The organism is Alloiococcus otitis ATCC 51267 (genome assembly GCF_000315445.1).
Lineage (GTDB): Bacteria > Bacillota > Bacilli > Lactobacillales > Carnobacteriaceae_A > Alloiococcus > Alloiococcus otitis.
This window is the reverse complement of the sequence record NZ_JH992964.1, coordinates 1-10,567: the sequence shown is the minus strand read 5'-3', so window position 1 is coordinate 10,567 and position 10,567 is coordinate 1. Positions and strand designations below refer to the sequence as shown.

Below are 10,567 nucleotides of genomic sequence, written 5' to 3'. Positions count from 1 at the left end.
GGATCGGCTGGTCTTTAAAGGTAGTTATAATTCGGGGCAGAACCTTGTCCTGGCCTACCATGACGACCATGTCTCCTTTACCCGAGACGGGCAGAACGTCCTGACAGATCTAGCTATGTTTAGTTTTCCTGAGACCTTTAAGTTGAGGGATGGCGACACGGTCAGCGTTAAGGGTGGTCGACTGAATGCCATTGAATGGAGGGACAAGAAACGGTGATCCTCCTATTTAATAATCAAGAGAAATTAATCCGAGTCATTAAGAGTGAGGCCGTCCGAGTGGCTGACCACACTCAGGTCTTGACTGACGAGCATTATATCTCAGACCGTGTCTACATTGAGACCACTGCCCTGTCTGACAAGGTCTTAAATGAGTTGGAATACCTAGCCCTGCCGGTTAAGGGCAAAGACTACCAGTATTACTATTTCTGGGTCCAGAAGCACAGCACTGAGGGAGACATCACCACCATCCAAGGTGTCCAGTCTGGGATTGAGGACTTGCGGAAGTCCCCTATCTATGATGAGCGACCGACCAACCGACCCGCCAGCCAGGCCATTGAGCAGGTCCTCAAAGACACCAACTGGACAGCAGGCTATGTGTCGGACACGGGCAAGCACAGCATCCGACTCTACTACGTGGATGTTTTCACCGCGCTTAAGCGAATTTGTGAACGCTGGGGACTGGAGATGCAATTCTTCATTGAAGTTACCCATGACCGAATTACGGCTCGTTACATTAACTTCAAGACTCAGATTGGGGTCAACAACGGCCAGCGTGTTGTCTACGGCCACAACGCTTTAGAGATCCTTAAGGAAGAAGAGAAAACCGAACTCTACACAGCCTTGATTGGGCGAGGTAGAGGGGAAGAAGTGTCAGACGGTAGTGAGTCCGAGTCAGGTCAAGCAGGCTATGGGCGGAAGATTAACTTTTCAGAAGTCGAATGGTCTAAGGCTAAGGGTGATCCAGTCGACAAGCCTAAGGGGCAACGCTACGTTGAAATTCCAGAAGCCAGTCAACTCTACGGTATTGTCGGTGGCAAGCCGAAAGTTGGCTTTATCGACTTTGAAGAAGAGGAAGATCCAGAGAATTTACTCCGACTGACCTACCAGGAATTGGAGCGAGTTTCACGGCCTCAAGTCACCTTTAAGACTTCAGCCGTCTATGTGGACGGCCAGATTGGGGACACGGTCCGAGTTGTCCGACCAGACAAGATGATCGACTATAACACCCGGATCTTTGAGATCACCTGGGACAGACTAGCTGATCGAGCCACCGACATCAAGCTCGGTGATCGGATCGGCGAGTCTCCTAACAAGCGAGAAAGCCGGATCACCTCTAATGCCGTGAGCCAAGCCCTGGAAGAGGCTGGACGGCAGACTAGTGGTCTAATCGACCGAGTCTTGTCGGCAAACGGGTTTAACACCAACTTCTACACAGCGGAAGACCCCTTTGACCTAGGCTATGATGTCAAGGTTGGGGACTTGTGGTTCAGACCCGACCCCGACAGTGAGGGTGACACTATCCTCTACTTTTGGAATGGGGAATATTGGGAAGAGATCATCCGGACTCGAGATTGGGCCGTTGTCGATAATGCGATTAAAGAGGCCAACAAGGCTCTTGAGGAATTTATCCAGAAGTGGACTGAAATTCAAGAGCGGAATGACAAAGAACTAGCTGACTTTGAGGACTCGCTTAGCCAGATTAGAGAAGAGATCGACAAGTTAGAAGAGTCGGGGATTACTCCCGAGCAGATTGACGAGGCTCTAGCTCGAGTAGGCTTTAACAAGCAACAAATTGAGGACATTCAATCTGATATTGACGGCCTATCTGAAGAGGTCAAGAAGTCTTTAGTCAGTGCAGGGTTTAACAAGCAACAAATCGAGGACATTCAGTCTGACATTGACGGGCTATCTGAAGAGGTCAAGAAGTCCTTAGCCAGTGCAGGTTTTAACCGCCAGCAGATTGCTGACGTGCAGGCCGACCTCGCCAAGACTTCAGACGGTGCTAATTTAGCCCTGGACATGATCGGGCGAGACGGGATCACACGATATAACCGTAACCGGGCTGAGAAGCCAACCAGTGGAAAGATTGAATTCCGTGGTGACCCAATCGAAGTCCGTCACAATGGCCCAGGCTTCCAAGCAGGACAGACCTACACGATTAGCTTTAATGCGATTTGCGAGCCTATGGACCAGGTTGGTGTCCTCTTTAACTTCTTAACACCTGACAAGGAGGTTGAATTCCACTTTGAGACAAGTTGACATTAAGATGATCCCCACGCTGGATGAATTTCCAGAAGTCACTGACACGACTTCGACAAGTCCACACCGACTGAATGTCTATCCAGATACTTACCGAGTTGAGATAACAGGGGACTGGTATAAGTCTCAGACCTTACCAGTCAAAGCCCTAGAGGACTTCACTCGTGTGGATGTCGTGCTGGAATACCGTGACATCCTGGAGGGGGACACTAACAGCAATAGACTATTTGAGTTTTCTGAAAACCCAGAAATCATCTGGAAAGGAGAGATTTAATGGCTGAAACGCTAAGAGGCCGAGTCCGTCAGGTGACTAAGACGGAACAAGAGTGGCTAGCCAGTGATGTTGTCCTCCTGGAGGGCGAGATTGGCATAGCCTCTGACACTCAAGTCATCAAGGTTGGAGACGGCCAGAAGAAATGGAAAGACCTGAAGAGTCACCAGGGCGAGCGTGGTCTAAAAGGTGACCAAGGCCCGAAAGGTGACCGAGGTGACCAAGGTCCTAAGGGTGACCGAGGTCTAACAGGCCCTAAGGGGGATAAGGGTGAGCCGTTTAAATATAGTGACTTTACCCAGACCCAACTTCAGGGGCTGAAAGGCCCACAAGGTGACCGAGGGCCTACAGGGCCTAAGGGTGACCAGGGGGAGCGTGGTCCTCAAGGACTTCAAGGTCCTAAGGGTGACCAGGGAGATCAAGGCCCGAAAGGTGACCAGGGTGACCAAGGGCCTAAGGGTGACCCATTCACCTATGACGACTTGACTGATGAGCAGAAGGTCGAGATCACCAATGCAGGGATCGACTTGTCGGAATACGCTAAGCAGGAAGATTTAGAGGGCAAGGCTGACAAAGGACACACTCACTCCATTGGGGATGTTAATAATCTCCAACGTGAGTTAGACGGCAAGGTCACTGATGTCCGAGTGACCGGTAACGGAACGGTTGAATGGTGGGCTAATGGCCGTTGGCAGTCTGGTCTGCTTCGTCAAAAAGTAGCCACAGATCGACACACCCACTCCACTAGGGACATCACCGACCTCCAGTCTAAGCTAGATGATAAGTCAGACAAGAAGAACGCTCTACACCAAGTGCGAATTAGCGACACTGGCCGTCTGGAGTATAAGCGAGAGAGCGACCGAGACTTCACCTACTACGCTGACTCGAAAGATGTGGCTTTGAAAAACCACACCCATAAGATTACTGACGTGACTGGCCTCCAAGGTCAGCTTGACGACAAGGCTGATAAAGCTGATCTAGAGAATATAGATGTCGATTTGTCGGACTATGCTAAAAAATCAGACTTAAATAACAAAGCCGACAAGACCGAAACGGCGCAGAAAGTGAACTATGTCAAGGTTGATAGTGATGGTCACGTTAAATATATCAAAGACCAAGCAGACTTTAGACCTGATGGGCCATGGAAGAATGTGACTGACTCTAAGCCTGTGGCGCTTAAAGATCACAAGCATGGGATCAGTGATATTAACGGCTTACAATCTGAGTTGGACAGCCTTAGCCAAGCAGGCGGCTTAGACGAGATTACTAAGAAGAAGATTGACGATAGTCTAACTACTTTCCGAGTCAATCGGAATGGTAAGCCTCAATACAGTCGTGACAATGGGGACACTTGGACTCATTACTCAGGGACAGAAGATGTAGCACTTAAAAGTCACACCCACGCTATTAACGATGTGACCGGCTTACAAGGAGAGATAAATAACCTTAGAGAGGGCTTGCGAACGAGAGCCGAGGATATAGGGCGACTTGACTCGCAAGTTGGAAGAATTAGGGACAACAAATCAGACCGGTGGCTAGATGTAGAGATTGTGAACTCAGGTCAAGTCCCTGCTAATACGTCTGGCAAGATCGTCTTTGAAAGGGAGTAGGCTAACATGTTTAAAAGCATCACCGTAGATGGAAAACCAATTAAGCGAGTGGTTAGCAATGGGCAGACGATATGGCGCAAGGCTGAAAATATCTTAACAACTACCATCCGTTTTGATATCCAAGGTTTTGGCAAAATCTTGGACTTATCTGATCCTGTCTTGATGAATTACAGTCCGTCCGAAATTGAGCGTATTGAATTTGTTGGACGGGGGTCTATCCCTGGTTCGGCTATTGATGATATTAATACAACAGGGGCTACTGTCAAATTAAATAACAAATTATCAAGTTACGGAATTTCTGAACTTAGAAGCGGCGACCAAGTTAAGATTGTGTTAAAACCCGGTGTTCGCTCTGATCGTGTGGTGGGGGGGGAGGTAGTAACAACTATTAGAGAGCCAACCCTCCCCTATGGCGTAGTTATCTATTTAAAAGATCTAGTCAATGTATCGAAAGAACAAATCAAATCAATTAGTGTTAACGGGGTCAGTATTGATGGTAAAAAGATTGAAGAAATTAGAAATGGTGGACGAGATATAGCCTTTAAACAGCAAATTGGAACGCTGGGATTACAGCAAACCAATATAGGCGATGAAGTTATCATCCACCTCAAATAACAGAAAGGAGGCCCTTATGTGCAAATTCAATTAGGTGACCAGGTCATTCCTTTGCAGGAAGGGCCTGATGGACGGTTTCAAGCCAGTTTTCAGGCCACGGAGGGCCTAGACCATGTCTTAATTCCCAGTGATTGCATAGGGACACTCCACGTGGACGACATTCAACTCGAAGAAGGGGCGAAAGCGACCCCTTACGTTGAGCCAGAAATCTACACAAGTGAAATTAGCGGGATCTTTAAAGACTTGAAAGATCTCGACCTGAAGATTGAGGACACCGAGCTAGGTCTCAAGACTCAAATACGGATTAACCAGTCGGGGCTTGAACAACGGATTGAAGACACTCGGCGAGGTCTGGAGAGTCGACTGATTGCCACTGCTGACACCTGGCAGAGTCAACTCAAGGACACCCAACAAGGCCTGGAGAGTCAGATTAGCCAGACAGCCAGTCTTTGGCAGAGTCAACTGAAGAACGCTGATGCTAATCTGAGATCTGTTATCCAGCAGACGGCTGACTCCCTCGTCACCCTGGTGGAGGACACAGACTCTGAGAACTTCAGCAAGACTGAGCAACTAGTGAATGGCTTACAGTCCACCGTCAGCGGGCAAGTCAGTCGGCTAGATAGTCGGATCACCAGTCAGGTCACTCAGCTGAAGGACTTGATTGCCTCTAGCATTGAGTCAGCTACTGGTGAGAAGTCCGAGATCTGGCAGACCCTAAACGCTCACAACGCTCAGATCACTAATGCCCAGGGAGACATTAGTCGGATCACGCAGAGAGTTGACAGTGTCCAGTCGCAAATACGGACAGTAGACGGCAAGCAGTCAACGCTCAGCCAGACCGTGACGACCTTGCAGGGGAAAGTGGAAGACACTGAGAAGAAACTCAGATCCACTATCCAGCAGACGTCTGACAATATCATCACTTTAATAGAAGAAACAGACTCTAAGAACCTCAGCAAGACCGAGCAGTTAGTGAATGGCATGCAGTCTATCGTCCAGGGTGAGATTAATCGGCAGGCTAACCGGCTGGACAGTCGAATTGATAGCGAACGGTCTTACACCCGCTCCCAGGTCACTCAGCTGAAAGACCTGATCTCCTCACGGATTGAGTCGTCTACAGGAGACCAGTCCGACATCTGGCAGACCTTAAATAGTTTGGGGGGACAGATCTCCAGTGCTAGAGGAGACATTAGCCGAGTTGACCGAAGAGTTGACAGTGTCCAGTCTCGTATCTCCAGCGTAGAGGGTGACCAGTCACGACTCACTCAGACAGTCAATTCTCTGGACAGTCGGATCTCCAACACCAGGGGAGACGTCAGCCGACTCACTCAGACCGTGGACGGCTTAAGCTATGACGTCCGCAACTCCAACGGACTGCTTAAGACTGAGATCCGAAACCTGGCGGGGCAGATTGATGCCAAGGTGACCAGGGGAGATGTCCAGAGTATTATCAGAAGCTCAGGAGATGCCATTTGGTTTGCCGTTGAGAGTCGTGTTCGCAATACAGCCAATAACGCCAAGATGTCAGGCCGTGAGATCGTGTCAGAGATTAACATTGCCTCTGGTGGAGTGCGAATTAAAGGGGATAAGATCCACCTGTCCGGTAGCACGATTATCGACAGTGGGATTATCCGCAATGACATGATCGCTAATGGCATCAGCGCCAATAAGATCACCACAGGCACGCTTAACGCTAATAACGTTAGAGTGATTAACCTAGACGTGAATAGCTTGAGTGGGAATAAGGCACGATTTGTCCAACTCGGAATTCAGGGCATTTCAAGAAATATTGAATTAGACGGCCGGGGTGTTCACATATATCGTAACGACGGCTCACGGTCTAACCTACTATCCGAGAAAGGTATTGAATTTTGGCGGGATGGTCGGGAGCATGGTCAGATGTCCACGCTCAAGGCCATTGACGAGTCCGGGGTTTTTAGAAACAAATATTCCGTGTCTCTAGCCGTGGAAGATAGTGCCTATATCAGTCTTTCTTATCGTAAGCGAGGGGAATCCAATTTCACACGAGCCATTGGCATCAATGGAGAAAATGGTAATGTCCACATGAATACCTTATTTCCAGATAGCGACGAAGATAGGGGGTTAAAATTCACTTCCAACCGTATTTGGAATTCATGGGGGGTTCAAATATGGAACTCCCGCCCCAACAATGGTGGCTTGTTAATTAATGACAGCGGAGATGTGGAAATCATCTCAGGTGAGTTATTTTTCCGAACTTGGCGAGCTTATAATCATAGCAATGCTGGTACAAATGGCCTAGAACTTAGAGCAGGACAAGTTGGAGGCCAGTGGGGGCTATTCCTTGAGCATACTAACTCCTACCGAGCGGGCATTTTCTTTGGTCATAACGGACATGTCTATATTAGGGATACGGACGGAACGTACAGTAAAGTTAGACCTAATTTTAACTAGGAGGATCTTATGAAATTAAGAAGCATTATCAACGTGAATAATTGTCTAAATAAGTTATTGGAAGAAAAGCTAAAAGCTGGCACGTCTTTCAAGCTGATTAAAAGTAAGAAAGACTTAGAGCCTTATGTCGATAGCGCCATTGAGTCACTAAGCAAATACGCTAAAGAAATTGAAGATAAACCGGAAGAAGAGCGGAAGAAACTGTTAGCTGAACAAGAGGCTGAAATCTTATCTGAAGAAGTCGAGTTCGAGTTCACCCCCAACATAAGTTTAGAGGACCTGCCAGAAATCGAGGGCTACATTATTGAGGGTATTTTGCCCTTAATTAAGGAGGAAAATTAATGAGTAAATTACACTACCGCAATTTAAGTCACAATCAAGAAGCGGAACTCTACATTGGTGACCGCCTGATTGCACGTTTCTCTGCTACCGTAGACGGCACTAGTCTGCCTACTTACTCAGCTTGGCTGGCTACTGACGTGACCGAAGAGGACTACCAGGCTCACCATGAGACTATCCACCAGGCTTACATTGAATTCGTCAAGAAGCAATCTGTGAATGAGTCTAAGTTGATCGACCGTATTCAAGCTGATAAGGAAGTAGACCAGCCAGAAGAGCCGTCCAACGTGGATGAGCCTGCTCAGCCTGAGCCTAGAGTAGAAGAGCCAGAAGAACCGTCCACAGTGGATGAGCCTGCTCAGCCAGAAGTCGACCAGACTGGAGATACTGCGCCACAAGTCGAAGAGTAAGGAGGGATGATCGTTGGAATTTGACGTCATCAGCATTGGGGCAATCGCAGGGGCGATCATCACCATTCTAACGCTCGCTAAATTGGTCGTTGAGCCATTCACCAAGGTGATGAAGCGCAATGACGAGACCATGAAGCATCTTCGAGCGAGCATTGACACCCTCTCACGTGACATGCAGGCCAGTCGTAAGGAGACTGAGGACATTAAGAAGATCATTGACAATCACGAGATAAGGATTGGGCAAAATGAGGATAATATCATCCGACACAGCGAGCGAATTGCTAAGAATACCTACAAGATCGACAACTAAAGGGGGTGAATACCTTGCGGTTGAACGACAAGTTTTACAAGACTTTAAAGTGGCTGATTGCCATTGTGCTACCGGCCTTTATCACTTTTCTAGGTGTGGTCTTTGAGGCCCTAGATGTGGCGAGTGGGGCAACTATTCTCACGATCCTAGTCGGCTTCCAGACTTTCCTGGGGACGGTCTTTAAGACAAGCGAATACTATCACGACAAAGCTAAGGAGGATGACATTGAATGGTAACCATTCGACAGGATTTAATCCCTAATAAAATTGCCAACCGTGTAGTTTTAGGAACTAAAAACAGACGGGAATATATCACTATTCACGAAACAGCCAACACCTCCAGGGGAGCTAATGCGGCTATGCACGCTAAGCTCCAACGCAATGGGAATAGTCGGACTGCATCCTGGCACTACCAAGTGGACGATAAAGAAGCTGTCCAGTCACTGCTTGACACCACTTCGGGCATGCACGCTAGTGACGGTAGAAAGGGGACAGGTAATTTGCACTCGATCGGCATTGAGATTTGCGTGAATTCGGACGGAAACTTCAAGAAAACCATTGACAATGCCGTGGAATTAACTCAAATACTGATGAAACGGCATAATATCCCCGCTAGTAAGGTTGTCCAGCATAATCACTGGTGTGGTAAGGACTGTCCACGCTATTTGCGTAACGGGTCTAAAGGGGTCACCTGGAAGCAATTTAAAGACCGTATAGCAGGCAAGTCAAGTGGGGGATCGTCCACATCTGCCTCTACCCCAAGCGGGGGAGACTCCACCAAGGAGAAAGTCTATCGAGTCCAGACAGGTGCGTTTAAAGATCGTAAGAATGCCGAGCAGGAACGCAAGCGGGTCAAGGATAAGCTGGGGGATGCCTTTATTGTCGAGGGAACGGCCGAGAAAACGTCAGGATTTCCTAAATCGGTAGCAGGGGCGACCCTAGTCAAGGAAGAAAATGCCTATTTCAAGTCTAATGAAAAAATTAAAGTCCGTACTGAACCGACCACGAAGGCTAAGCACACAGGCACATTGCCTAAGGGGGCAAGTGTGAATTACTTTGCCGTCTATAAGGGCAATGGTTACCGCTGGCTCAGATACCACACTGAGAACGGTGTACGCTACTTGCCTTACCGTGAAACCGGCAAGAATAAAAAAGCGTGGGGAACTTTCCACGACAAGCGACCTCAGTAATGAGGACTAGGGGGCAGGGCATTCATTCCTGCCTCTGTACATAAATAAAGGGGGCGGTGTGATCCGCCCCTCTTTTTTTTTAGATTAAGATAACTAAGGCATCTTCACTGTCTCGAACGTCCATAGCTAGCAAATCTTCTAAATCCTCTAAGTCGTCCACTTTGACATAATCATTGTCTTTGTCACCGTCAAAACTGACTGCCATCTCTACTCCTAAGTCTCCAATGTGACCACATTTTAAATCACCTGAGTTAAATAATTTGATCGGGTCATCAGCGCTTAGCAGGCTAGTCACTTCATCTTGACTTAGTAGGTCTTTACCCTCTAGCCATTCAAATACCTCTTGCAATGATCCCTCAAAGCTTTTCTCAGCCATAACTGGGCGGTCAACAACAACTTTAAAACTTAATTTTTCGATATTCATTTGAAAGTTCCTTTCTTTATTTCCTTTGTTAAGTATATTATACTATATACCGTATAGAGCTGCAAGCTTTTTCTTTATCTTTTTTCGATATTTTCTAAATCTGCTTCTTCAATGATCTGATCAATTAACTTGTCATCATCAAAGTAGTCTTCGTCTTGCTCTGCCTGGGGGTGGTCTGCCTCATCCACATAGAGGTCAATATAGTCACCGTCCTGAGTGATGAATTCCAATTCGTACCGACTCATGTCGCCGTCATAGTAAGTGGCATTTAGCTGGCTTTCTTTAAGATTTTTCTTCAATTTAATTTCTTCTCCTTTGTCGTCAATGAGGTCTCGAAACTCTGGGTAGTCCTCCCAGTGCATTCGCTTGATGAAGCCTCTAGCAGTCGACCGCTTGACGGAATAATTTTTCTTCTCTCTGTTCTTAGCATCCCACTTGTCGCTAGCTCGTCTTTGCGCTTTACTTGTTTTGGCCATTTAAATCGTTCCTTTCTTTATTTCCTTTGTTAACTATATTATACGATATACCGTATAGATACGCAACCCCTAAATTCAATATTTTTTGAAAAAATTTGTCATCCTTTTTGTCATCCTTAGCCTTTATTTGATCTTAATTCAGCTAATTAGCTAAAATCGAAAAGCTTATAATGACGGGGTTTTTCAAGCTATTTAAACCTATTTAAATTACCGTTTTTAAATGGAAGGGTC

The 10,567-nt window shown here is 47.1% G+C and carries 13 protein-coding genes; 11 read left to right on the top strand and 2 right to left on the bottom strand.

The window, feature by feature from the left end:
* The 11 genes from HMPREF9698_RS08990 to HMPREF9698_RS08600 all read left to right on the top strand — a co-directional run.
* The coding region (locus HMPREF9698_RS08990) for a hypothetical protein (protein ID WP_003779272.1) at positions 1 to 217 on the top strand (217 nt) is incomplete at its 5' end.
* Complete coding sequence (locus HMPREF9698_RS08330; RefSeq protein WP_083861031.1) at positions 196 to 2,259, top strand: phage tail spike protein; 2,064 nt, start codon at positions 196 to 198, stop codon at positions 2,257 to 2,259. The genes HMPREF9698_RS08990 and HMPREF9698_RS08330, both read left to right, overlap by 22 nt.
* A complete protein-coding gene (locus tag HMPREF9698_RS08325; protein ID WP_003779268.1) occupies positions 2,246 to 2,533 on the top strand; it encodes a hypothetical protein in 288 nt (95 codons plus the stop codon). Before HMPREF9698_RS08330 ends, HMPREF9698_RS08325 begins: the two co-directional genes overlap by 14 nt.
* Entirely contained in the window at positions 2,533 to 4,140 is a 1,608-nt protein-coding gene (locus HMPREF9698_RS08605) for a hyaluronate lyase N-terminal domain-containing protein (RefSeq protein WP_003779267.1), read from the top strand. The genes HMPREF9698_RS08325 and HMPREF9698_RS08605 overlap by 1 nt, the downstream gene beginning before the upstream one ends.
* A 6-nt stretch (positions 4,141 to 4,146) precedes the next feature.
* On the top strand, positions 4,147 to 4,755 hold the full coding sequence (locus tag HMPREF9698_RS08315) for a hypothetical protein (RefSeq protein WP_003779265.1): 609 nt from the start codon (positions 4,147 to 4,149) through the stop codon (positions 4,753 to 4,755).
* Between the two features lie 18 nt (positions 4,756 to 4,773).
* Positions 4,774 to 7,188, top strand: a complete 2,415-nt coding sequence (locus HMPREF9698_RS08310) for a gp58-like family protein (protein WP_003779263.1) — start codon at positions 4,774 to 4,776, stop codon at positions 7,186 to 7,188.
* A gap of 9 nt (positions 7,189 to 7,197) precedes the next feature.
* On the top strand, positions 7,198 to 7,530 hold the full coding sequence (locus HMPREF9698_RS08305) for a hypothetical protein (protein ID WP_003779261.1): 333 nt from the start codon (positions 7,198 to 7,200) through the stop codon (positions 7,528 to 7,530).
* A complete protein-coding gene (locus tag HMPREF9698_RS08300) occupies positions 7,530 to 7,937 on the top strand; it encodes a hypothetical protein (protein ID WP_003779259.1) in 408 nt (135 codons plus the stop codon). The genes HMPREF9698_RS08305 and HMPREF9698_RS08300 overlap by 1 nt, the downstream gene beginning before the upstream one ends.
* A gap of 13 nt (positions 7,938 to 7,950) precedes the next feature.
* Positions 7,951 to 8,247: a hypothetical protein gene (locus HMPREF9698_RS08295; RefSeq protein WP_003779257.1), complete on the top strand. Its 297-nt coding sequence runs from the start codon at positions 7,951 to 7,953 to the stop codon at positions 8,245 to 8,247.
* Between the two features lie 20 nt (positions 8,248 to 8,267).
* Complete coding sequence (locus HMPREF9698_RS08290; RefSeq protein ID WP_245530972.1) at positions 8,268 to 8,483, top strand: phage holin; 216 nt, start codon at positions 8,268 to 8,270, stop codon at positions 8,481 to 8,483.
* Entirely contained in the window at positions 8,477 to 9,436 is a 960-nt protein-coding gene (locus HMPREF9698_RS08600) for an N-acetylmuramoyl-L-alanine amidase (RefSeq protein WP_003779253.1), read from the top strand. Before HMPREF9698_RS08290 ends, HMPREF9698_RS08600 begins: the two co-directional genes overlap by 7 nt.
* A gap of 79 nt (positions 9,437 to 9,515) precedes the next feature.
* Here the strand turns inward: HMPREF9698_RS08600 and HMPREF9698_RS08280 are convergent, their stop codons facing one another.
* Both HMPREF9698_RS08280 and HMPREF9698_RS08275 read right to left on the bottom strand, forming a co-directional pair.
* Positions 9,516 to 9,860 (bottom strand): hypothetical protein, encoded by a 345-nt coding sequence (locus HMPREF9698_RS08280; RefSeq protein ID WP_003779252.1) that lies wholly within the window; start codon positions 9,858 to 9,860, stop codon positions 9,516 to 9,518.
* A 74-nt stretch (positions 9,861 to 9,934) separates the two neighbouring features.
* A complete protein-coding gene (locus tag HMPREF9698_RS08275; protein ID WP_003779250.1) occupies positions 9,935 to 10,336 on the bottom strand; it encodes a hypothetical protein in 402 nt (133 codons plus the stop codon).
* Positions 10,337 to 10,567 lie beyond the last annotated feature (231 nt).